The sequence below is a fragment of the Salinivibrio sp. SS2 genome (genome assembly GCF_001722075.1).
Lineage (GTDB): Bacteria > Pseudomonadota > Gammaproteobacteria > Enterobacterales > Vibrionaceae > Salinivibrio > Salinivibrio proteolyticus.
The window spans coordinates 24,049-47,604 of sequence record NZ_MEBP01000062.1 but is presented as its reverse complement, the minus strand read 5'-3'; the positions used below and the strand labels follow the sequence as shown (position 1 = coordinate 47,604).

General features: G+C 50.5%; 24 protein-coding genes and 3 tRNA genes. 12 read left to right on the top strand and 15 right to left on the bottom strand.

The window, feature by feature from the left end; all coding sequences use genetic code 11:
• The first annotated feature begins 165 nt into the window (after positions 1-165).
• Positions 166-1,320 carry a DUF2066 domain-containing protein gene (locus tag BGK46_RS04610; RefSeq protein ID WP_069587392.1) on the top strand — a complete coding sequence of 385 codons (1,155 nt, stop codon included), beginning with the start codon at positions 166-168 and terminating at the stop codon, positions 1,318-1,320.
• 101 nt (positions 1,321-1,421) lie between these two features.
• Here BGK46_RS04610 and BGK46_RS04605 read toward each other — a convergent pair whose 3' ends face one another.
• The 6 genes from BGK46_RS04605 to miaB all read right to left on the bottom strand — a co-directional run bounded on the left by BGK46_RS04605 (position 1,422) and on the right by miaB (position 7,546).
• A complete protein-coding gene (locus tag BGK46_RS04605; RefSeq protein ID WP_069587391.1) occupies positions 1,422-2,000 on the bottom strand; it encodes a YSC84-related protein in 579 nt (192 codons plus the stop codon).
• 71 nt (positions 2,001-2,071) lie between these two features.
• Positions 2,072-3,637, bottom strand: a complete 1,566-nt coding sequence (lnt, locus tag BGK46_RS04600; protein ID WP_084781274.1) for an apolipoprotein N-acyltransferase — start codon at positions 3,635-3,637, stop codon at positions 2,072-2,074.
• Positions 3,633-4,505 (bottom strand): CNNM family magnesium/cobalt transport protein CorC, encoded by an 873-nt coding sequence (corC, locus tag BGK46_RS04595; RefSeq protein ID WP_069587389.1) that lies wholly within the window; start codon positions 4,503-4,505, stop codon positions 3,633-3,635. Before corC ends, lnt begins: the two co-directional genes overlap by 5 nt.
• Before the next feature lie 18 nt (positions 4,506-4,523).
• The gene (ybeY, locus tag BGK46_RS04590; protein WP_069587388.1) at positions 4,524-4,994 is read right to left on the bottom strand and encodes an rRNA maturation RNase YbeY; all 471 of its coding nucleotides are present in this window, start codon (positions 4,992-4,994) and stop codon (positions 4,524-4,526) included.
• Positions 4,991-6,067, bottom strand: a complete 1,077-nt coding sequence (locus tag BGK46_RS04585; protein ID WP_069587387.1) for a PhoH family protein — start codon at positions 6,065-6,067, stop codon at positions 4,991-4,993. The genes ybeY and BGK46_RS04585 overlap by 4 nt, the downstream gene beginning before the upstream one ends.
• 54 nt (positions 6,068-6,121) lie before the next feature.
• The gene (miaB, locus tag BGK46_RS04580) at positions 6,122-7,546 is read right to left on the bottom strand and encodes a tRNA (N6-isopentenyl adenosine(37)-C2)-methylthiotransferase MiaB (RefSeq protein ID WP_069587386.1); all 1,425 of its coding nucleotides are present in this window, start codon (positions 7,544-7,546) and stop codon (positions 6,122-6,124) included.
• A 304-nt stretch (positions 7,547-7,850) separates the two neighbouring features.
• Between miaB and BGK46_RS04575 the strand changes: the two genes are divergently transcribed.
• From BGK46_RS04575 to BGK46_RS04555, 5 genes are all read left to right on the top strand, one after another.
• Complete coding sequence (locus BGK46_RS04575; RefSeq protein WP_069587385.1) at positions 7,851-9,011, top strand: 2-octaprenyl-3-methyl-6-methoxy-1,4-benzoquinol hydroxylase; 1,161 nt, start codon at positions 7,851-7,853, stop codon at positions 9,009-9,011.
• A gap of 27 nt (positions 9,012-9,038) precedes the next feature.
• Positions 9,039-9,650, top strand: coding sequence for an HAD family hydrolase (locus tag BGK46_RS04570; protein WP_069587384.1), 612 nt, complete (start codon positions 9,039-9,041; stop codon positions 9,648-9,650).
• A 142-nt stretch (positions 9,651-9,792) separates the two neighbouring features.
• Positions 9,793-10,158 carry a hypothetical protein gene (locus BGK46_RS04565; RefSeq protein WP_069587383.1) on the top strand — a complete coding sequence of 122 codons (366 nt, stop codon included), beginning with the start codon at positions 9,793-9,795 and terminating at the stop codon, positions 10,156-10,158.
• 544 nt (positions 10,159-10,702) lie between these two features.
• Positions 10,703-11,062, top strand: a complete 360-nt coding sequence (locus BGK46_RS04560; RefSeq protein WP_069587382.1) for a hypothetical protein — start codon at positions 10,703-10,705, stop codon at positions 11,060-11,062.
• A complete protein-coding gene (locus BGK46_RS04555; RefSeq protein WP_069587381.1) occupies positions 11,043-11,540 on the top strand; it encodes a hypothetical protein in 498 nt (165 codons plus the stop codon). The genes BGK46_RS04560 and BGK46_RS04555 overlap by 20 nt, the downstream gene beginning before the upstream one ends.
• 493 nt (positions 11,541-12,033) lie before the next feature.
• Here the strand turns inward: BGK46_RS04555 and BGK46_RS04550 are convergent.
• The 8 genes from BGK46_RS04550 to lolB form a co-directional block, all read right to left on the bottom strand.
• Positions 12,034-12,108 (bottom strand) — tRNA-Gln (locus BGK46_RS04550).
• Between the two features lie 16 nt (positions 12,109-12,124).
• Positions 12,125-12,211 (bottom strand) — tRNA-Leu (locus BGK46_RS04545).
• A gap of 49 nt (positions 12,212-12,260) precedes the next feature.
• Positions 12,261-12,337 (bottom strand) — tRNA-Met (locus BGK46_RS04540).
• A 256-nt stretch (positions 12,338-12,593) separates the two neighbouring features.
• Positions 12,594-13,685 (bottom strand): redox-regulated ATPase YchF, encoded by a 1,092-nt coding sequence (gene ychF / locus BGK46_RS04535; protein WP_069587380.1) that lies wholly within the window; start codon positions 13,683-13,685, stop codon positions 12,594-12,596.
• 25 nt (positions 13,686-13,710) lie between these two features.
• Positions 13,711-14,301, bottom strand: coding sequence for an aminoacyl-tRNA hydrolase (pth, locus tag BGK46_RS04530; protein ID WP_069587379.1), 591 nt, complete (start codon positions 14,299-14,301; stop codon positions 13,711-13,713).
• Between the two features lie 170 nt (positions 14,302-14,471).
• Positions 14,472-15,419 (bottom strand): ribose-phosphate pyrophosphokinase, encoded by a 948-nt coding sequence (locus BGK46_RS04525; protein WP_131825056.1) that lies wholly within the window; start codon positions 15,417-15,419, stop codon positions 14,472-14,474.
• Between the two features lie 32 nt (positions 15,420-15,451).
• On the bottom strand, positions 15,452-16,312 hold the full coding sequence (gene ispE / locus BGK46_RS04520) for a 4-(cytidine 5'-diphospho)-2-C-methyl-D-erythritol kinase (protein ID WP_069587378.1): 861 nt from the start codon (positions 16,310-16,312) through the stop codon (positions 15,452-15,454).
• Complete coding sequence (lolB, locus tag BGK46_RS04515; RefSeq protein WP_069587377.1) at positions 16,302-16,892, bottom strand: lipoprotein insertase outer membrane protein LolB; 591 nt, start codon at positions 16,890-16,892, stop codon at positions 16,302-16,304. Before lolB ends, ispE begins: the two co-directional genes overlap by 11 nt.
• 270 nt (positions 16,893-17,162) lie before the next feature.
• Here lolB and hemA point away from each other — a divergent pair, with 270 nt between their 5' ends.
• The 6 genes from hemA to kdsA are packed head-to-tail and all read left to right on the top strand — an operon-like array spanning position 17,163 to position 22,482.
• Positions 17,163-18,422, top strand: a complete 1,260-nt coding sequence (gene hemA, locus BGK46_RS04510; RefSeq protein WP_069587376.1) for a glutamyl-tRNA reductase — start codon at positions 17,163-17,165, stop codon at positions 18,420-18,422.
• An 11-nt stretch (positions 18,423-18,433) separates the two neighbouring features.
• Complete coding sequence (gene prfA / locus BGK46_RS04505) at positions 18,434-19,522, top strand: peptide chain release factor 1 (protein ID WP_069587375.1); 1,089 nt, start codon at positions 18,434-18,436, stop codon at positions 19,520-19,522.
• 2 nt (positions 19,523-19,524) lie between these two features.
• Positions 19,525-20,370: a peptide chain release factor N(5)-glutamine methyltransferase gene (prmC, locus tag BGK46_RS04500; protein ID WP_069587374.1), complete on the top strand. Its 846-nt coding sequence runs from the start codon at positions 19,525-19,527 to the stop codon at positions 20,368-20,370.
• Between the two features lie 32 nt (positions 20,371-20,402).
• A complete protein-coding gene (locus BGK46_RS04495) occupies positions 20,403-20,786 on the top strand; it encodes a SirB2 family protein (protein ID WP_069587478.1) in 384 nt (127 codons plus the stop codon).
• Between the two features lie 4 nt (positions 20,787-20,790).
• A complete protein-coding gene (locus BGK46_RS04490; protein WP_069587373.1) occupies positions 20,791-21,597 on the top strand; it encodes a SirB1 family protein in 807 nt (268 codons plus the stop codon).
• Positions 21,598-21,630: 33 nt separating this feature from the next.
• Entirely contained in the window at positions 21,631-22,482 is an 852-nt protein-coding gene (gene kdsA, locus BGK46_RS04485) for a 3-deoxy-8-phosphooctulonate synthase (RefSeq protein ID WP_069587372.1), read from the top strand.
• A gap of 91 nt (positions 22,483-22,573) precedes the next feature.
• Here the strand turns inward: kdsA and BGK46_RS04480 are convergent, their stop codons facing one another.
• A complete protein-coding gene (locus tag BGK46_RS04480; RefSeq protein ID WP_069587477.1) occupies positions 22,574-23,500 on the bottom strand; it encodes a LysR family transcriptional regulator in 927 nt (308 codons plus the stop codon).
• Positions 23,501-23,556 lie beyond the last annotated feature (56 nt).

Here is a 23,556-nt window from a genome sequence, read left to right as displayed (position 1 = left end):
AAAAAACCAATGTAACGGATTGCACTATGATGGCGAGACCCAGCGCGCTGAGAGGACTATGTGAGCCAGCGGTTAGGAATCTGGTCTTTTTTAGGTAAGAGCATTGCTGAGAGAGGACAAGAGCGCTTATGATCCCAACATCCCATCAATCAATGTGGAAAAACTATGATCCGATTTGTAATGGCCATGATGGCTATGCTGTGGCTACCCAGTGCCTTTGCCAGTAATTTGTACCATGCAAGCGTACCGTTAGATAACGGCGCTCAAACATCGCAACAAGCCGCTAAGCAACAAGGCTTGCTGGATGTGTTGGTCAAAGTCTCGGGACAACGTGACATTGCCGATAATCCCAGTGTGCAGAATCGTCTTAATGATGTGGATGGTTTGATCACCCAGTTAGGATATGGTGAAACGGCGCGTACGGAGAACAATGAATCGGTACGGACCCTTGAAGTGGGCTTTGATAGCCAGCAAGTGCAAGCGCTGCTGCGTGATGCGGGGTTGCCTTTATGGGGTACGCCGCGTCCGTCCGTTTTAGTATGGCTGGTGGACGATCGTAGTGCTGAACGCGAGATTGTGTGGGAACAAAGCGATGTGGCTTTGGTTGACGCCTTGCGAGACAGTGCTGCCAAGCGTGGTTTGCCCGTATTGGTGCCGGTGGGTGATTTTGATGATCTGATGGCTATTTCTGCCAGTGATCTTTGGGGAGGCTTTATTGGTCCGGTTAGCGACGCAAGTCAGCGCTATCAAGCGGACGGCATTGTGATTGCCAAACTGATCCCGCAGGGCATACGTTGGCAATTCTTCCCCGATGCGAGCGACTTGCAAGCCGATCAACAGCGCGGGCAAGGTGACAGTGCGGCCATGATCAATGCGGTTGCCGATTATTATGCGACCCGTACTGCCGTGGTGTTCGATCAAAATGATGACAGTCAAGCGGTGACGTTGGCGATTGCAGGCGTACAAGGTGGTGATGATTATGTCCAGCTAGAGCGCACATTAGCGGGATTAAATGCGCTACAAAGCGCACACCTTGCGGAGCTCGAGGGAGATGCATTGCGATTTACGGTACGTTTAGCCGCGTCACAACAAGCACTGATTAACGAGCTGACCGCGAATCGCGAAATCCGTCTTATGACTCCGCAAGAACGGCTCGATTATGCAGGTAGTGAGAAGATGGAAACGTCACCACAGCAGCCAGCCGGCTCAGCATTAGATAGCTCGGAGGAGGGCGTTCGACTCAACAATGAGCAGACACTCGAAGGAGATGTTTTGGCTGAGGATGACACGACACTGTGGTTTGTTTGGCAGGCCTCGTAACCGTATGCCGACGATACACGACACGAATAGAAAGGCCAGCGTATGACGCTGGCCTTTTTCGTTTGGCTTTCCCGTTTAAGATAGATGGTTCATCGCTGCGACTACCAGTTGGCCGGGCTAAATTGCTGACCTGCAAGTGCCGCTTCGACCATCAGGCCACCCTTAGCATGTGTAAAGACAGTCAGACCATTAACGTAATAGGCTTTTGATTGACGGTTGCTGGCTGACGCCGAGGTGCCTGCGGTGCCGGCTTGCGCAGAGGCGCCTTCGGTTAAGGCAGTCGCGGAGGCTTGTGCGCCCAGCTCTACTTGTCCTTTCATAAAGCGGTCATACGCGGCTTGATCTTCAAAAAAGACGATTTCGCTGAAGGCTTGTCCGCCAAAAGTAAGACCGACCGACACTTGCTTTAACTCAGCTGCACTGACCGGCTGACCTTGGCGGTATACCACGCCCTTACCGTATGCGCCGCCCACCCAAAAGCCGCCTTTACCGACTGAAGGAAACACGGCATAGCCATAGGCGTTATCAAAAAAGGGTTGGGTTTGCGGATATTGATAAAACTGATCGCGTGCCAAGTTTGCTTGGCTAATCTGATCCTGCTGAGAATGGGTAGCACAGCCCACTAGGGCGGTCAGTGCCACTAACGCCATGCTCAACCATACATAAGAACGACGTAACATGTTTTTATCCCTCTTCGTCATCAAAGTGAGTCTTTCACATCACACGTTACGTCAGTTTAGGCGGACAAATGTCAGGCGCGTGTGGAAATTTTCCGTGGGGTGCGATGACAAGGCTGGCCGCGATATCGCCAGCCAATAAGCCCACTTATCATCACCCAAATCCAAAGCGGGGTATTACCCCATTGACGATAGGGGGTGATACCCACAGTGCTGGTGACAGTGGTGGTAAGCACACCGGTTTCAAACTGCGGGAGGGATTGCTGAATATTGCCGCGTGCATCCATAATCGCAGTCACACCATTATTGGTGGCACGAATGACCGGCAAGCCAAACTCACGCGCGCGCATCCGCGCAATTTCTAAATGCTGCAATGGGCCAATTGAGCGGCCAAACCATGCATCATTCGATAAAGTGATAATCGCGTTACTGTCCGGCGTCAAGTTGGCGCGAATTTGCGCTGGAAACGCAATTTCGTAGCAAAGCGCCGTAATGTAGGCCAAGCCATTGGCCGGCAATGCAGGCTGTATGGCCTCGCCCGGTGAGAACGAAGACATGGGCAAATTAAATAAAGGCGCAAGCGGACGCAGTAACGACTCAAAGGGAACGAATTCACCAAACGGGAGCAAATGATGCTTGCTGTATTGCTTCGGCGCGGGATACTGATAGCTAGGCGTATCGGCGCCAACCGCAATCACATTATTAAAATATTGCCCTGCCGCATTTTGGTCTAACACCCCGGTAATGACCGTGGTGTGGTTATTTTTCGCGGCGGTATCTAATTGCTCAAAAAAGCGAGGTAAGTCACGCTCCAACGCCGGAATGGCCGCTTCTGGCCAGATCACCACATCGCTATCCCAATGTTGGCGGGTGAGATCTAGGTACTTCATTAAGGTTGGCCAGCGTTGATCGGGACGCCACTTTAACGCTTGGGGAATATTGCCTTGGATCAGTGAAACCGTTTGTTGTTTCTCAGGATGCGCTTCAACCCATTGGATGGTGTTAAGTCCGTAGGCACACGCGGATAGGCCAGCGATCGCCGCGAGACCAGCTAACTGCTTGCGTCCTTGCCAAGCGCCCCATTTGGGCGTGATTAAAGTCGCCAACCCTGCCATTAGCACCAGCAGCCAAGTGATGCCTTGCACACCGAGCACTGGCGCCAGGCCAGCTAAAGGGCTATCAATTTGGCTGTAGCCGGGCCACAGCCACGGGAAACCGGTGAAGACCCAGCCTCGTAACCCGTCGGCCACGAGCCATAGGCTAGGCGCAAGAATCAGCCATTTAATCGCGGCATGGCGTACCGAGCAGCGCGCTAACACACCGGCGAATAACGCGGGATACAACGAAAGATACATTACCAGCAGCGCCATTAAGGACAAGCCTGCTATGGCGGGCATACCTCCAAAATGGTCAATACTGACATACACCCAGCTGACGCCGGTGGCAAATTGACCGAGCCCCCAGCAAAAGCCGAGCAAACTGGCCTTTTTGGGAGAGGCGGATTGGAGCAACAGGAATAGACCCCAAAGCGATACCGGCATTAGCAGCCAGTAAGAGAAGGGGGCAAAGGCAAGGGTGGCACTGGCACCAAGCAGGGCAGCCGCGAGGGGCTGCCCAATTTGACGCACAATGTGATTAATCGCTTTCACTTTGAGGTTCGCTACTGTCAGGAATGGTGACTTGTAGCTGAATGATACGACGGCTGTCTGCCGAGGTCACCTTAAAGTGGAAATGTTCGATATCCACTTCCTCGCCGCGATCGGGCAGATGGCCAAAGCTGGTCATAACCAAGCCGCCAATGGTGTCTACCACATCGTCTTGGAACTGACTGCCGAAGTGTGTATTAAAGTCTTCTAACGTGGTCAGTGCTTTTACCGCAAAGGTATGGCGGCTTAGCTGACGGATTTCTTGTTCGTCGTCCTCGTCGTACTCATCTTCGATTTCGCCAACGATTTCTTCCAAGATATCCTCAATGGTGACCACGCCCGATACACCGCCAAATTCATCGATCACGATCGCCATGTGGTAGCGTTCTTCTTGGAACTCTTTGAGTAAGCGGTCAACGCGTTTACTCTCAGGTACCACCACGGCAGGGCGTAACACCTTCTCGATATCGAAGTTTTCGGCATCTGGGCGCAAATAGCGCAGCAGATCTTTCGCAAGTAAGATGCCTTCAACATGGTCTTTGTCATCGCTGATCACAGGATAACGCGAGTGTTGGGCATCAATGATGATATTAATGATCGCTTCCAAAGACTGCGATCGTTCAACGGTTACCATCTGCGAGCGGGGGATCATGATATCTCGAACACGCATGTCGGAGATTTGCATGACACCTTCCAGCATGTCTCTTGTGTCATGGTCGATCAGGGCGTTTTGCTCTGAATCGCGGAACACATCCACCAGTTCCTGTCTGTCTTTAGGATCAGCTTGGAAAAACTGTCCTAGCCGCTCGAAGAAGGTCTTCCTACTCGGACCGTCTGCGTTTTGCGAATTATCGTCGTTCATTCAAATTCATTCAGTTAGTTAACGCTCAATGAAGTCGTTCGCATAGGGATCTGGCACCCCCATGGTAGCTAAAATGTCACGCTCTAAGGCTTCCATTTGCTCGGCTTCATCATCCTCAATATGGTCGTAACCAAGCAGGTGTAAACTGCCATGCACGACCATGTGTGCCCAGTGATCCATCAGTCGCTTGCCTTGTTGTTCAGCTTCACGCTCAACCACTTGGCGGCAAATGATCAGATCGCCGAGCAAATCAATGTCGATACCGGGAGGGGCATCGAACGGAAACGATAACACATTTGTGGGTTTATCTTTGCCACGATAATCGCGATTCAAGCTCTGGCTCTCACCTTCGTCAACCAGACGAATCGTGACTTCCGCTTGTTCACGCGCGTTGCGTACGGCGTGTTCAAACCAAGCTTGGAGCTGATCATCACTGGGCAACCCGTCAGTATTATCACACGCCAACTGAACATCCACGTAATAACTCATGATTGTTCCTGCGATTGGCTGTGTTCAGTATTCATTTGTGCTTCGCGTGCCTCACGACGACGCGCTTCGGCTTCTTTGCGTGCACGCGCATCTTCCGCTTCCCATTTATCATAGGCTTGAACAATACGCGTCACCACGGGGTGGCGAACCACGTCGTCAGCTTGAAAGAAGTGGAAGCTGATTTCTTTGACATCAGAGAGCACTTCAATGGCATGACGTAAGCCTGATTTCGCGTTGCGTGGCAAATCCACTTGTGTCACATCTCCGGTGATCACAGCGCGCGAATTAAAGCCAATCCGAGTCAGGAACATTTTCATTTGTTCCACCGTCGTGTTTTGGCTTTCGTCGAGAATAATAAAAGCGTCATTGAGGGTACGGCCACGCATATAGGCCAGCGGCGCGACCTCAATCACGTTACGGTCAATCAGCTTTTCAACGCGCTCAAAGCCAAGCATTTCAAACAAGGCATCGTACAAAGGGCGCAGGTAAGGGTCGACTTTTTGGCTGAGATCGCCGGGCAAAAAGCCCAGTTTTTCACCGGCCTCTACGGCAGGACGTGTCAGCAAAATACGGCGAATTTCTTGGCGCTCAAGTGCATCAACCGCCGCTGCGACCGCCAAGTAGGTTTTACCGGTTCCCGCCGGGCCAATACCAAAGGTAATGTCATGGCTAACCATGTTAGCAATATATTGCGCTTGGTTTGGCGTACGCGGTTTGATCACCCCTTTTTTGGTTTTGATATTAATCTCTTTACCGTATGGGATGCTTGATTCGGTGGTTTGCTCGAGTACGCCCGATTCTTTGATTGCCAAGTGAATGGCTTCCGGCTCAATGTCTGGGTAGCTGCCACGCACTGGGGCAGTATCAACATACAAATGCTTGAGAATATCTACCGCGGCATTAGCGGTATGTGGCTTGCCAACAATCGAAAACGCATTGTGTCTGTGATTAATTTCCACACCCAAGCGGCGTTCTAATTGTTTGATATTGTCGTCAAACGGGCCACAAAGATTGGCAAGTCGGGTGTTATCGGCTGGCTCTAAAGTAAGATCAAGAGTGATAATTTTAGACAAGGTTATCCTCGCTTTAGGCGCCGGCTTCCCGGCGCCTTTGAATCGATGAACTCCTTAAGGAGTATATACACCAACGCCAAGCTCGTTTTCATTACGTGTTTTCGCCATGATTTCGGTTGGCGAGACGGCGACACGCAGGTCCATATCTTTTTCAGTACGAACCAGCTCACCGCGGAGCGAGTTTGGCATCACTTCAGTAATTTTGACGTCAACAAATTGGCCAATCAAATCGACAGAGCCTTCAAAGTTAACGACACGGTTGTTTTCGGTACGGCCGCGTAGCTCCATCAGATTCTTACGAGATGGGCCTTCAACTAGAATACGTTGCTCCGTGTTGAGCATCAGGCGTGAGTAACGCATCGCTTGGCTGTTAATTTGTTGCTGTAGGCGGTACAGACGTTCTTTTTTCACTTGCTCTGGGGTGTCGTCAGGCATATCGGCGGCTGGCGTCCCAGGGCGTGGTGAATACACAAAACTAAAGCTCATATCGAAGTCGATATCCGTGATCAGCTTCATGGTCGCTTCAAAGTCTTGGTCCGTTTCACCCGGGAAGCCGACGATAAAGTCAGAGCTGATGGTAATATCAGGACGCGCTTGACGCAGCTTACGAATTTTCGACTTGTATTCGATAGCGGTGTGCGGACGCTTCATCATAGTCAGAATACGGTCCGAACCGCTTTGCACCGGCAAGTGGAGGAAACTCACCACTTCTGGGGTATCACGATACACCTCGATGATATCGTCAGTAAACTCAACCGGATGGCTGGTGGTGTAGCGAATACGGTCAATACCATCGATCGCGGCCACATAACGCAGCAGTTCGGCAAAGGTACAAATCTCACCGTCGTGCATTTCACCACGATAGGCATTCACGTTTTGCCCCAGCAGGTTCACTTCACGGACACCTTGCTCGGCCAGTTGGGCAATCTCAAACAGGACATCGTCGAGCGGACGGCTCACTTCTTCACCGCGCGTATAAGGCACCACGCAGAAGGTACAGTATTTCGAGCAGCCTTCCATAATCGAAACGAAAGCGGTCGGTCCTTCTGCACGCGGCTCGGGAAGACGATCGAATTTCTCGATTTCCGGGAAGGTAATGTCCATCACGGGCGCATGATCTGAGCGTGATTGTTTGATCATCTCAGGAAGGCGGTGCAGCGTTTGCGGGCCAAAAATTACATCCACATAAGGTGCGCGCTCACGGATGTGGTCGCCTTCTTGTGTTGCTACACAGCCACCAACCCCGATCACCAAATCTGGATTTTTGTCTTTCAGTGTTTTCCAACGCCCGAGTTGGTGGAAAACCTTCTCTTGCGCTTTTTCACGGATAGAGCAGGTGTTTAGGAGGAGAACATCTGCTTCTTCTGGTTGCTCGGTCAGCTCGTAACCACCGGAAGCATTGAGCAGATCTGCCATTTTGGATGAGTCATACTCATTCATTTGGCAACCCCAGGTTTTAATCAGCAGTTTCTTAGCCATGTAACTTTACGCTCGTTTTTAATCTTATGGTCGACATTACCCCTCAAGCTGTGTGGTTTTTAACCAGTCAATCAGCTTGGCAAGCCGCGTATTGTACTGCTTTCCAATAACGCTGACCAGATCACAGGGCCGATGAAATGATCCTCAGAACCTTCAATCTTGGTAAGGCATTGACAAAGGACACAACCTGACTCGCATTTATGGTGGTTACTGCCAAGAACATTGACGCAATTTGATCTGATTTAGGTCGAATTCTCGTTAACCTTCAGTAGAATGCCCTCATTGCTGGTAAAAAGAGATAGTCATGAACCCATTTGAAATCATTATTGTTGGCGGTGGCATGGTGGGTGCAGCCACTGCGTTGGGATTAGCGCGTCAGGGGCGTCAGGTTGCATTGATTGAGCGCCAAGTTCCCCAGTCATTTTCGTCCTCACAGCCAATGGATCTTCGTGTTTCGGCTATCTCTCATGCGTCGGTGGCGCTACTGTCCGATTTAGGGGCATGGACGGACATTGAAGCCATGCGTGTGTGTCCATATCGCCGCCTTGAAACGTGGGAAGCGGAAGACAGCCGTGTCTGCTTTAGCGCAGAACAACTCGACTTACCCCAACTGGGATATATGGTCGAAAACCGTTTGATTCAACTCGGACTCTGGCAGCAATTCTCACGCTATGACAACTTGCACGTTTTCTCGCCCGCGTCGATTACATCAATGCATCAAAAAGGGCAGCAACACTATGTTGAGTTAGACAACGGCGACACACTGACAGCGCCGTGGTTGATTGGTGCGGATGGCGCAAATTCCAAAGTGCGAGACTACGCCAAGATTGGCATCACCAGTTGGGACTATCGCCAACATTGCATGCTGATCAATGTCGAAACCGCGTCGCCGCAGCAAGATATCACGTGGCAACAATTCTTCCCTTCAGGACCGCGCTCCTTCTTGCCGCTATGCGGCCAGCAAGCCTCCTTGGTGTGGTACGACAGCCCTCAACGTATTCAGCAATTGTGTCAGTTAGATGCGGCGCAGTTAAAAGCAGAGATTGTGGCGAATTTCCCCGCCGAAGTTGGAGAGGTAACGCCTGTCAACTGGGGCGCATTCCCGCTGACGCGACGCCATGCGCAGCAGTACCATCGTCATGGCGTTGTGGTGATTGGTGATGCTGCCCACACCATTAACCCACTCGCAGGGCAAGGGGTGAACCTAGGCTTTAAAGATGTAACGGCCCTGCTGGATGCCTGTGCCGATGCAGGCGAACACTGGCAGGATAATGCAACATTAGCAGCTTATGAGAAAGCACGCCGCACCGATAACATGATGATGCAAACCAGCATGGATGTGTTTTATGCCGCGTTTAGCAATCGAATTACGCCTTTAAAACTGGCGCGTAATGCGGTGTTCAAACTGGCCGAACACAGTGGCCCAGTGAAAAAACATGTATTGAAGTATGCGTTAGGGCTCTAGTCTTCGTGACAAGAACAAGGACGCGATATGGTGAACTACCAGACGATTATTTTTGATATTGGCAATGTGATGGTGCGTTGGTCACCGGAAGAAATCATCCGTCTAACCTTAGGGGACGCGGTGGATGCCCACGCGTATGCCAATCAAATCTTCCCCAGTGACACTTGGCAAGCGCTGAACCGTGGCACGCTCACCGAAGCGCAAGCCAAGCAACGTTTTGCCAAAGAAACGTCGCTAAGCCCTGCGCAGCTTGAGGCACTGTTTTATTATATTAAACAGACTCAAATTTGCCTTTACGGTAGTGTCGAGTTACTTCACTCGGCCAAACAGGCCGGATACGGTGTTTATGCGTTAACCGATAATGTGCGCGAAATTGTTGCGTTCTTAAAACAGCGCTATGCGTTTTGGTCGCTGTTTGATGGTGCCATCGTGTCAGCCGAAGTAGGGTACCTAAAACCCGAGCCTGCCATTTATCAACGCTTGTTGGATGACTACCACCTCGATCCAGCCTCTTGTGTGTTTTTGGATGACAGGGTTGCGAACGTAGAAGGTGCCAAAGCGCTAGGCATGGCGGGTATCCCCTTTATCGATGCACAGCAATGCCGCGCAGAACTCGCCAAGCTGGGAATCGTGGTGTAGTGGGTTCAAAGCCAGTCGCTATTGAATTATCTTATTGAGAGATGGAGATATACGATAAGTGAACCTCTAGCGGACATAGCACTGAGTGTTAGTTATGTACACTGAGTACTCTTTTCTTAAGAATGCAGATGATGAAACATAGATGAAAATCATCACCACAACCAAAAGCATGCTGGCACCTATTTGGGAGCAAGAAGACGAGCTTTTAGATAAGGTTGTCGACCTTGCTGATTATGATGCCGTCAACCAAGCCATTCCCGACGACACATTATCAATTGAAGAAGTGTTTGCCGAAGATGAGTTAGAAGAGGTATACCTGAACTTTGCCCCATATCTCGATAACGAAGCGATCCTTCCGTTTATGGCCAGCTACGGAAACGCTGTATTTTGTCTTGGCGTTGGTGAAGAGAACCAAGGGTACGTCTACTATTTCGATCTGGATTTTGGCCTGCACCTCCTCACCAAGGACGGCCTAACTACCTTTGTTCGTTCGTTGACAGACGCGTAATATCGATAGTGGTATAACAGTTTCAGTGGATAAGTGTGAGACTATCTGTGATTGACGGAGGCGTCATGTTGGCTCACATAAATTTTGGTACCAAATGCCAGCACATTACGAATCCTGCACTCACCCCAAGCGCCTATATTTTTTCGTACGCACGAAACGATTACCGACTGATGTGTCTGACAAGCACTGATTACGTACAGGGTGGCGAGGCAATGTGAGACAAAAAGAACGGCATTTCTCTGGTATAGTCTTATGCAGATGCACAAAAACATGAGGGATAGATAATGGACGAGTGGGTCATTAACAATATGGCGCTTACCGCTATCATCGTAATGGTGGTTGGATTTACTACTGGATACCTTGTTTTTTAAAATACAGTAAGCGTTTGTTTTATTTGTAAATTAATAGAATAGGTTGCAAGTGGTGACTGTTCAGTAAATACAAACAATGGCGAAATTCGTGATATTTGTTCCAATGTTATCTGTTTAAAAACCAAACAAAAGTGTTATTTTTAAGAGTTATTTTTTTTTAACCGGATAAAGATATGAGCGTATCCCCTGTAAAAGGTGATTACTGTAGCATTGAGGGTTTTGAACCTACTTCAAAAACAACTGATGCAGTCAATCAAATGAATAAAGTAGTAGATATGTCATCGCTACTGGAAAACGTACTAATGGCTGCACCCTCTTTTAGTATATTTGCTGGTAGAGATACTTATCTTAGTGCGAACATGGGTGCCATATCATATAATTTGGTAGGGTATAATTGGAAATTGTTCTCTGAAGCTGTCGTAGGGGTTAGTGCTATTCGTCGAGCTAAACTCGAACAAATCGCCGCATCAACTGCAGACATATCCATGGGAAAAGAGAGGGAGTTTTGGATCTGTGTTTATAACTCGCTATAAAAAAATAGCCTTACTTGCTTTGTTTCTAGGGCTGTCACCTTCCATTAGTGCAAATACTTGGTCAGATCATCTTCGTGGTGAAATGCTAGAGTCCTATGATGTTTTAAACAGTAAAGTTGAGTCTTGTCTAAAAAGCCGTAGTCCTATTGAAAAAGAGGACATCGATTCGGAATGGTTTAGTAAATTATCTAATGAACAGCGAGGCACCGCACTACTCATGTTAAGCCAAATGGCCATGGATAGATGCGCTTCATTGGAAGAAGCTAATTATACGAAAGATCTTCTTTATTATGCAGCAGAAACAGGTGATTCGAAAAGGCTAGATGAGTGGCTTTCACTGAAAAAAGTGTTTATGCACGAGAAGCAAAGGGAAACCTTAAGCGACTTAGATTTCCTTAACATTAAAATGTTATCTAAAAAAGAGCCTTTTAATAAGCCCTTCAATCCTCTACAAGTGAAACTCTTGTACGAAGATTAAAAAATAGAATCTGACAGTTTCGATAGTAAGCTAGCAAACTAGGGTTAACTTTCGTTCTTTATCATTCAATAACCCGCATAACTTACGTAAGTTATGCGGATTATGTCACTTACGCAACCATCATAACTGCGTGACCAAACTAGTCACCGCTTCAAAGCGATCCTCGAGCATATCGCAGTAGATACCACTTTCTTGATGCTCGGTTTCTACCGCAAAGGTACGCCGGTTGGTACACATGTAAGTCACCTTGTAGGTATCGTACGGGTCGAGTGCTTCGATTCAACCCCGTGACTCAGAGGGAAAGAAAACGTTCTGCAGTGCGATGAGTTAGCCGTAGTTGTGGAAGGCTTGTCACTCTGATCGCAAATTGAAAGGGAGAAACGTTGTTAGGATGAGTTGGATCGGAGTGAACATCGACAAGCTGGAAAATAGCGCGGAACGTTTTTGATGTCCCTAAACGCAAAAAAGCCCACATGATGTGGGCTTTTTAATATGGCTGGGGTACCAGGATTCGAACCTGGGAATGACGGGATCAAAACCCGTTGCCTTACCGCTTGGCGATACCCCAGTAGCGTTGCCTAACTTGGTGCGGAGAGAGGGACTTGAACCCTCACGTCCTTTCGGACACTAGCACCTGAAGCTAGCGCGTCTACCAATTCCGCCACCTCCGCAAAAGGTGGATAACCCGGTGACGAAAACGCAGACCGAATTATAAAATAATGGTGGCTACGACGGGATTCGAACCTGTGACCCCATCATTATGAGTGATGTGCTCTAACCAACTGAGCTACGTAGCCACTCTGTCAGGCGTAGTGCCTTAAGACGCTGCGAATTATGCGGATCTGGGCGAAAGTCGTCAAGGTCTGGTTATTGTTTTTTTTGCGATTTTGCATTCATTGGCTGCAATAATCGCCATTTTGGACAATTTAGCGGCAAAGCCTATCGAGGAGGTGGCGGATCGCGTTGAACGGTAGGAAGAAAAAACCAGCCCGGAGGCTGGTTTTTTCTGATAAGGGTGGGGTCTCGACAACTCACCCAAGAGGCATTACGTGCTTATACGTTAAAGCGGAAATGGATCACATCGCCATCTTTTACGATGTAGTCTTTGCCTTCTAGGCGCCATTTACCGGCTTCTTTCGCGCCGCTTTCGCCATTGTTCGCAATATAGTCTTCATAACCGACCACTTCAGCACGGATAAAGCCTTTTTCGAAGTCAGTGTGGATTTTACCTGCCGCTTGCGGAGCAGTGGCGCCAATTGGCACGGTCCAAGCACGCACTTCTTTAACACCCGCCGTGAAATAGGTTTGCAGGGTAAGCAGTTCATAACCGGCGCGAATCACACGGTTAAGGCCTGGCTCTTCCAGCCCCATTTCTTCCAAGAACGCAGCCGCTTCTTCGGCGTCTAACTCGGCAATTTCGCCTTCAATTTCCGCGCACACGGCAACCACGGTGGCACCTTCTTGCGCGGCAATCTCACGTACTTTGTCGAGGTAAGGGTTGTTTTCAAAGCCATCATCGTTGACGTTGGCAATGTACATAGTGGGCTTAAGCGTCAAGAAGTTGAGGTATTGTACTGCCGCTTCTTCTTCTTTGCTTAGCTCGACAGAACGCAACATGTTGCCTTCTTCCAGCACAGGCAGCAGTTTTTCAAGCACTGTTAGCTCAAACTTGGCGTCTTTGTCGCCACCCTTGGCTTTTTTGGTGTTGCGCTGAATGGCGCGCTCACAGCTTTCAAGGTCGGCCAGTGCCAGCTCGGTGTTGATAACATCGATATCATCCGCAGGGTCGACTTTACCGGCAACGTGAACAATGTTGTCGTTTTCAAAACAACGTACCACGTGACCAATTGCATCGGTTTCGCGGATGTTGGCGAGGAACTTGTTTCCTAAACCTTCACCACGTGATGCACCAGCGACTAGTCCCGCGATATCCACAAATTCCATGGTGGTTGGCAGCACTTTTTGGGGGTTAACAATCTTGGCTAACGCATCCAAGCGCAAGTCAGGCACAGGCACCACGCCAGTGTTTGGCTCGATGGTACAGAATGGAAAGTTAGCTGCGTCAATGCCAGCTTTGGTCAGTGCATTAAACAGAGTGGATTTACCTACGTTTGGTAGGCCCACGATGCCACATTTAAAACCCATGAGATGGTAACCCTTTAATCAAAAATTACTGTGCTTTGAAGGTATGCAGACGGTTTTGCGCTTTGGCAAGATCGTCTTTGAGCAAGATATCGAGGCTACGAACCGCCTCGTCCGTGGCCTGTTCGATCAGGCTTTGCTCGTTGGCGGGGGCTTTGGTGAGCACATATCCCGCTACCTTGTCTTTGTGACCCGGATGGCCAATACCAATCCGGAGTCGGTAGAACGATTTATCGTTAGCTAATTTACTGATGATGTCACGCAGGCCATTGTGCCCTCCGTGTCCACCGCCTTGCTTAAACTTTGCCACACCCGGTGGCAAGTCTAGCTCGTCATGCGCCACCATGATGGCATCGACGGGAATATTGTAAAAATTAGCCAGTGCTTGAACGGCTTTACCGGACAAATTCATGTAAGTGGTTGGGATCAACAAACGCAGATCTTGACCGTGTACGGTAATGCGGCCGGTCAGGCCAAAAAACTTTTTTTCTTCTTTCAGCGGTGCATTGTGGATCCGCGCAAGTTCTTGCACGACCCAAGCGCCCGCGTTGTGGCGTGTTTGGGCATATTCTGGCCCCGGATTGGCCAATCCAACTAATAAGCGGATCTGATTACTCACGATGTTTCTCGCTGTTTATCTACCCATCATAGCCGGTGAGCATTCTGCCCACCCCAAAAGGCGCCATATCCTACCATTGTTACGACTCAGCGGTCGAGTCAGCACTGAAAATAGACAGATAAAAAAACGCCCTGCACAGAGGCAGGGCGCTGTTACTAAGGATGCGTCTATTACGAATTAAACATCGCAGAGATGGATTCTTCGTTGCTGATACGGCGAATCGCTTCCGCTAGCATGCCAGACAGAGTCAGTTGTGAGACTCGCCCGGTCGCTTGGATTTCTGCGCTTAGCGGAATGGAGTCGGTCACCACGATTTCATCGATGACAGATTCCGCAATGTTTTTCGGCGCGTCGCCAGAAAATACAGGGTGAGTCGCGTAAGCGAATACACGTTTAGCACCACGGTTTTTCAGCGCTTCAGCGGCTTTACACAGGGTGCCACCGGTATCGATCATGTCATCAACGATGATGCAGTCACGGCCTTCAACGTCACCAATCAAGTGCATAACTTGAGACACGTTCGCACGTGGACGACGTTTATCGATGATGGCAATGTCGGTATCGTCGAGCAGTTTCGCGGTTGCACGCGCACGAACCACGCCGCCGATGTCAGGAGAGACAACAACAGGATCTTCCAAGTTCTTCGCTAGCATGTCTTCAAGCAAAACAGGGGTGCCAAAGATGTTGTCGACAGGCACGTCGAAGAAGCCTTGGATTTGCTCTGCGTGGAGATCCACGGTAAGGACGCGGTCAACGCCAACGTTAGAAAGAAAATCTGCAATAACTTTTGCGGTGATAGGAACACGGGAGGAACGTACGCGGCGGTCTTGACGGGCATAACCAAAGTAAGGGATTACTGCGGTTATACGACCTGCCGATGCACGTCGGAACGCGTCTATCATCACGACCAATTCCATTAAGTTGTCATTGGTCGGTGCACAGGTAGATTGGAGGACGAACACGTCACTACCGCGCACGTTCTCGTTAATCTGAACACACACTTCGCCGTCAGAAAAACGGCCGACAGTGGCGTCACCCAGTGACATGTAAAGACGGTTTGCGATACGTTGGGCGAGAACGGGTGTCGCGTTACCAGCGAACAGCTTCATATCAGGCACGGTGGAAACCTCGGGTTGCATCCATTTAGTAGTCACTGACTCACAGTTTGCTGCTGTAGCGCATCAAGTAGGGGTGAACGGTTCAACCCACGTGCAACAAACCCTGTCAGCCAGTTAGGCATTATGTCGAGTGTGGCCTGGGCATCTTGTGCGGTGTCAAACTCGGCAAACACGCACGCGCCTGTCCCAGTCATCCTAGACGGCGCGTATTCTAGCAGCCACGAAACAGCCTTATCAACCTCGGGGAATTGTTTACGGGCTATCTTTTCGCAATCGTTTTCGTATTTTTGCCCCATTAGCTCAGAAACTGTGCGCTTTGGCGTGTTTCTTTGCAACTGAGGATGAGTGAAAATTGCAGCGGTTGAAATCGACACGTCCGGCTTAACCACTAAGTAAACTTTTTCTTCCGGTAACACCGGTGTAAATTTTTCACCCACGCCCTCAGCCAATGCTGCCTGACCATGAATAAAAATAGGCACGTCAGCGCCCAAACGCAATCCAAGAGCCGCCAATTCATCAGTGCTGACCTGAGTCTGCCATAAATGATTGAGCGCAACTAAGGTGGTGGCGGCGTCTGATGACCCGCCCCCTAATCCGCCGCCCATAGGGAGCCGTTTGTCGATATTAATGTGCGCCCCGTAGGGACATCCTGTATGGGCTTGCAGTGCCTTGGCGGCTTTGACAATCAAGTTATCGTCTTCTTTCACCCCTTCCATGGCAGGGCTGAGGCTGATCGCCCCTGTTTGGTTAGGCGTAATGGCAAGGGTATCGCCCACGTCCAAAAACTGAAACAAGGTTTGGAGTTCGTGGTAGCCGTCCTCACGGCGGCCATTGATATACAAGAAGAGGTTCAGTTTGGCGGGAGCGGGCCAAAATGTGGTGTCATTCATCATCAAGCGTCCAATTGGAGATAACCAGCTTTACGGTTTGCTGGGGGCTTTTTAAGGTGATACGCGAAGGCAGCGCCGGCTGCGTGCTACCATCGTAACCGAGGTAATCAATGGTCCAGCCTTGGGCGTTGCTTAAACGGGCGAGGCGGTTATCATCGCCGAGCTCAAATTGATCTCGCGATTGTGGTAAGCCAAGCAACCAAGCGGGCAGCGCGTCAATCGGTAACGACATGCCGCTAAGCCGCTCAATCAAGCGAGCCGCGTCTGAGTCGGTATAAACTTGGCCTTGGTCATCCACCACGGTGGCAAGCTGCGGCTCGATAGTAAGCGAGAGTAGGGTGGTCCCTAAAAAATTGGTCAGACGGAGCGTGGATTGTTCTGGCTGATGATGCCAATACAAATTCGCTGAAAACCGCTCTTGGGGTGAAATAAACGCGACCTTGCCTTTCGCCGTGTAGCTATCGATGGCCGTTAACGCCGACTGATGCGCTTGCCATTGAGTCGACGGTGGCGGGGCGGTGGCACAGCCCGACAAAATAGCGATACAGGCGGCGATGACGCAGGCGCGTAGGGGAGCAAGCATGTGCTGAGTATCCTTTCTTTGACGTCAATAAAGCGGCATCAGGGCCGTGATGCGCTTACTTTGCCACAAGCTGTGCGGAGAAAGAAGACGCCTATCGTGCCTGTATCCGTGGATGCGGTACGGGTTTGGCGAGGAAGCCACCAATCTCGCGAGGCTTCACATTTCCACGCCAAGAGGATGATGCATATCAATGTTCGCTTTAATTCACGGGGGCCATCAAGTAAAATCCTCCGCTCCAATCCTTACTGGTGCTGTCGGTAACAACGCTTCATGAGCCTGTTAGTTCTCGGAATCAATCACAAAACGGCCCCCGTTGACTTGCGGGAGAAAGTCGCCTTTTCGCCGCAACAACTGGAACAAGCGTTGCAGCAACTGACCGACCACCCTCAAGTACGAAGCTGTGTGATCGTCTCAACGTGTAACCGCACTGAGCTGTACGCCGACATGCGTCAGCCGGGGATCGGTGTGCTGGTAGATTGGTTGACCAACTTCCATCACCTAAGCAGTGATAGCCTGATGGCGAGCATTTACTATCACGAAGAACAAGCAGCGGTGAAACACCTGATGCGCGTAGCGTGTGGGTTGGACTCTTTGGTACTCGGTGAGCCACAAATTCTAGGCCAAGTGAAGCAGGCTTATGCCAGTTCCGGAAAAGCCAATCTGATTGCGGGCCCGTTGGAAAAGCTGTTTCAAAAAGTGTTCGCCGTTGCCAAGCGGGTGAGAACCGAAACGGACATCGGCGGCAATGCGGTCTCTGTTGCTTTTGCGGCTTGTACCTTAGCGCGTCAGATCTTTGAGTCGTTATCCGACGTCACCACCTTACTGGTCGGGGCCGGTGAGACGATAGAATTAGTGGCCAAGCACCTGCATGAACACAAGTGCAGCAACATTATCGTGGCCAATCGGACTCAATCTCGTGCGCAGTGTTTGGCAGACCAATTTAATGCGCAGGTGATTGGGCTTGAAGCGATCCCAGAGCACTTGGCGAAAGCAGATATCGTGATTAGCTCAACGGCCGCCCCTTTGCCGCTTATCGGTAAAGGCATGGTAGAAAAAGCACTGAAACAGCGCCGTCACCAGCCAATGTTGCTGATCGATATCGCCGTGCCAAGAGACATTGAAGAAGAAGTGGGCAACCTAGCCGACGCGTATCTGTATAGTGTGGATGATTTGCAATCTATCGTGGAACGCAATCGCGAACAGCGTAAAGTAGCCGCGATCCAAGCCGAAGCGATCGTGACGGAAGAAAGCGCCGATTTCATGCGTTGGCTACGCTCACGAGAGGCGGTTGATAGTATTAAGCAATTCCGCACTCAATCGGAGCAGATCAAACAAGCCGAGCTTGAACAAAGCATTCAGGCGTTGGCTAATGGCGCAGATGCCGAAAGCGTATTGCGCCAATTGAGCAATCGTCTAACAAATAAACTGATCCATACGCCGACACAGGCAATGCAGCAAGCAGCACAAAATGGTGAGCCAGAAAAACTGGCGGTGATGCGTGCCTGTCTTGGGCTGGACAGTGATAACTAACGAAGAGATTTATGAAAGCATCAATTTTAGCCAAGCTAGAATCACTGGCCGAGCGTTATGAAGAAGTTCAGCACCTGTTGGGTACGCCAGAGATCATTAACGATCAGAACAAGTTCCGTGCGCTGTCCAAAGAATACTCTCAGCTTGAAGAAGTGATTAAGTGTTTCGGTCAGTTCAAGCAAGCACAAGAAGACTTGGTAGCCGCAGAAGAAATGGCAAATGAGGACGACCCAGAGATGCGCGAAATGGCGCAAGAGGAAGTCGAACAGGCCAAGCAGAGCATTGCCGACTTGACCGACGAGCTGCAAATCTTGCTCCTCCCCAAAGACCCTAATGATGATCGCAACTGCTTCCTTGAGATCCGTGCCGGCGCAGGCGGTGATGAGGCCGCGATTTTTGCAGGCGACCTATACCGTATGTACAGCCGTTATGCCGAGCAACGTGGCTGGAAGATTGAAATCATCAGCGCGAGCGATGGTGAGCACGGCGGTTTTAAAGAAGTGATCGCGCGCGTGGCTGGCGAGGGCGCATATGGTGTGCTGAAATTTGAATCTGGCGGCCACCGTGTCCAGCGTGTGCCGGCGACAGAATCGCAAGGCCGCGTACATACCTCTGCGTGTACCGTTGCTATCTTGCCTGAAGTGCCAGAAGCAGAAATTCCAGAGATTAACCCTGCTGACTTGAAAGTGGACACTTTCCGTGCATCGGGTGCGGGGGGGCAGCACGTTAACACCACCGACTCAGCCATTCGTATCACCCACTTGCCAACCGGCACAGTGGTGGAGTGTCAGGACGAACGTTCACAGCACAAAAACCGCGCCAAAGCGATGTCAGTACTGGCCGCTCGTTTGATTAAAGCGGAAGAAGAAAAGCGCGCTGCCGAAGAAGCCTCAACACGTCGTAACTTGTTAGGCTCAGGCGATCGCTCCGACCGTATCCGTACTTACAACTATCCACAAGGCCGAGTGTCTGATCACCGCATTAACTTAACCCTCTATCGTTTAGATGAAGTGATGCAAGGCGATTTGGATAGCTTGGTTGACCCTGTGATTCAAGAGCATCAGGCCGACCAACTCGCGGCGTTGTCAGAGCAACAATAATTATGACTGCCACGATTAGCGCACTGTTAGCGGATAGTACCCATGAATTAAGCGCTGTCGGGCATGGCTCGGCGGCCATTGACGTGAAGGTGCTGCTTTGTCACGTGCTCGATCAGCCCACCAGTTATTTGTATACCTGGCCTGACCGTAAACTGACCGCTGCTCAGCTTGCCCAGTTTCGTCAGCTGTTTGCGCGTCGTCTGCAAGGCGAACCCGTGGCGTATATTCTTGGCTATCGCGACTTTTGGACGCTGCGCCTGTCGGTGTCGCCCGCGACCTTGATCCCACGCCCAGAAACGGAACTGTTAGTCGAGCAAGCACTGGCGGTGTTACCGGATAAGCCATGTCGGGTATTGGATTTAGGCACAGGCACGGGGGCGATTGCATTGGCGATTGCATCAGAGCGTGCCGATGCCACCGTGGTGAGCGTCGATGTGATGCCTGAGGCGGTATTATTAGCCAGCCGGAATGCACACGACAATCAAATCACCAATGCGCACTTTATTCAAAGTGATTGGTTTGATGCGCTCAGCGACATGCAGCCTTTTGATCTGATTGTCAGCAACCCGCCCTATATCGACGGTGCCGATCCGCATTTGCAGCAAGGCGACGTACGGTTTGAACCAGCGAGTGCGCTGGTGGCAGACGAGAGCGGGCTGGCAGATATTCGCCACATTGGTGCGACTGCGCGGACATATTTGGCCGCATCTGGTTGGCTAATGGTAGAGCATGGCTATGACCAAGGCGCAGCAGTGCGCGCGCTTTGGCAACGACAAGGATGGGGCAATATTGCAACCCAGCAGGATCTCGCTGGGCTAGATAGAGTCACTGTCGCTCAGAACGTATAATTCTAACTGACTGGAAGCAGGAACTTTTTATGATCTACATGGCACTAAAGCATACCCATTTATTGAGTATTGTCTTGAGCCTTTCTCTGTTCGTGATCCGCTTTTTCTGGGTGATGCGTGGCAGTGAGATGCTCAACAAAAAATGGGTCAAAGTGACACCCCATGTTGTCGATACCGTATTATTGACCACCGGAATTGGCCTGATTTTTGTAACAGGTTTTGTGCCATTTACGCCAAGCGGGGCGTGGATGACCGAAAAGCTGACTTGTGTACTGGCTTACATTGCGCTCGGATTTGTCACCTTGCACTACAGCCGTGGCAAACTCTTTCGCACCTTTGCGTTCTTTGGCGCCTTGGGTTGGGCATACGCAGCAGCCAATTTAGCGTTAACGAAAGTACCACACCTAATGGGATAACAGGATGCCATTAACCGATCAACAACTGGATCAGCTCACACTGGCAGAGGGCGCCTTAACATTGAACCACGCGCTCGATCCGTCGATCGATGTTAATCACGTTCAGGCCTCACTGGAGCTGTTGGCGGACGAAGCCGAACATCTGCTGGGCAGCGAACCCGATATGGCTTTGCGCCTCGAGGGCTTGCGTCGCCTTTTCTATCATCAATGGCAATTTACGGGCGACTTCGAGCAATACTTTTCCTCGGAGAACGTCTTTATTCACCATGTACTGTCGCGCAAAAAAGGGATCCCAGTCTCGCTAGGTGCGATCTTTTTGTACCTGTGTGAGCGCCTCTCGCTACCCGTCAAACCGGTAGGCTTTCCAACTCAGCTGCTGTTGCGCATTGATGAGTTAGAAGACACCCCCGTATACCTCAATCCATTTGATGGTGAGCGTGTCAGCATGCGAACCCTGCGTGGCTGGCTGATAGGCAGTCAAGGGCCGTTTGCTGAGCTAGAACCATCGCACCTTGAAGTGAGTGACCACCCATCGATCATTGGTCGTTGGTTGGCCGTCGCCAAAAGTGCGTTATTGCGCGAAGAAAAGTACGCGATGGCATTACGTTGTAGCGAACTCGCGCTAACCTTTAGCCCTGACGACCCATACGAGATTCGCGATCGCGGCTATATCTTTCAGCAACTCGATTGTGATCGGGTTGCGGCGACCGACTATGAGTACTTTATTGAGCAATGCCCGGATGATCCGGCGGCAGAGCTGTTAAAGATGCAAGTGAAAGTGCTCAACGAAGAACAACCGACTTTACATTAGCGCGCTACGTTTAGTGCGACCAAGGAACTGACCATGACGCAAAAAACCGTTCATATTGGCGATATGCCAGTGGCTAACGACCGTCCTTTTACGCTGTTTGCTGGCATGAATGTGCTGGAGTCTCGCGATTTAGCGATGCAAATCTGTGAACACTACGTCAAGGTAACGGACAAACTGGGCATCCCTTATGTCTTTAAAGCCTCCTTTGATAAGGCGAACCGTTCATCCGTACACTCATACCGTGGGCCGGGAATGGAAGAGGGCCTGAAGATCTTTGAAGAGCTGAAAAGCACCTTTGGCGTCAAAGTGATCACCGACATTCATGAGCAAGAGCAAGCGGCACCCGTAGCGGAAGTGGCGGACGTGATCCAACTGCCAGCGTTCTTGGCCCGTCAAACCGACTTGGTGGCAGCGATGGCTAAAACCGATGCGGTGATCAACGTGAAAAAACCCCAGTTTATGAGCCCAGGCCAAGTGGGGAATATCGTGGATAAATTCGCGGAGTGCGGCAACGAGAAAGTGATTTTGTGTGAGCGTGGCAGCTGCTACGGTTACGATAACTTGGTCGTAGATATGCTGGGCTTTGATGTGATGAAAAAGGCCTCTAACGGCAGCCCGATCATCTTTGATGTTACTCATGCCCTGCAATGTCGCGATCCGATGGGCGCTGCATCTGGTGGTCGTCGCCAACAAACGGTGGACTTAGCGCGTGCTGGATTAGGAACCAAGATTGCGGGTTTGTTCATTGAGGCGCATCCAGATCCAGACAACGCACGTTGTGATGGCCCTTCAGCACTACCGCTGGATAAACTCGAGCCTTTCCTTGCGCAAATGAAAGCGCTGGATGATGTGATTAAAAACTTTGCAGAGATTGATATTCGCTAATTGGCGAATGATCGACACCCAGAAAGCTGCCTATTGGCAGCTTTTTTTATTCGCGGCTTGCGGTCACGCCTTCACGGTGAGCGGTCGCCTATTAGTCGATACGTGTGGCACTCACACCTTGTTGCATGTCTTCGTTTAGGCGCGTTACTAAATAGTCAATCAGAGTGCGGAGTCGTTTGGGCATCAAGGTACGATTGGCATACACCAAGCTGATGGGTACCGCCGGCATTTGCCAGTCGCTAAGCAGTTGGACCAAACGACCTGACTCAAAGTGCGGTCGACATAAGAACGTCGGTAATACCGCAATACCGAGGCCATCAAGGCATGCCTGCAACGAGGCTGTAATGGTGTTGACCCGCAGCTGATAGGGGAGGTCGACACTAAAACTCTGCCCCTGCTTGTCATATAACTCCCACGCCAAGAGCTTCACCGCTTGGTTATACACTTTGACTTGACGATGCGGTGAACGAAGATCGGCAGGGCTTTGCACCATGCCAGTTTCGGCTAAATACGCCGGGCTTGCCGCTACCACACGGGTTGAATTGGTGAGCAGGCGTGAAACGAGGTTTGAGTCTTTGCGTGTCCCGACTTGCGCGTAGAGGTCAATGCCTTCACCAATAATGTCGACTTCACGGTTACTCATCTCAAGGTGCACGCGGATATGCGGATGCAGCTTGATGAACTCGTTGATGTAAGGCCCCAATACCTGATGACCGAGCTCAACGGGCATCACCACATTTAAATCCCCTTGGATCAATTCTTGGTGAGCGGTGATTTCAACTTCTGCCTGTTCCATGATGTCTTTCGCCAACAGGCACGATTGGTAAAAGCGCTCGCCCTCTGCGGTCAGCTTTAAACTGCGCGTGGAGCGCGTGATCAAACGCACACCTAGATTGCGCTCAAGGTCAGAGACTTTTCGACTGACCGTCGATTTTGTCATTCCCAGTGCCTCAGCCGCTTGCGTGAAACTGCCTAATTCCACCACTTTCACTAGGATGGCGAGCGCATTGAAGTCCAACATCCTTCCTCTAATTAGTTTAATTTGTGCAACAGTGTTTTTGATTATAGCGCGAT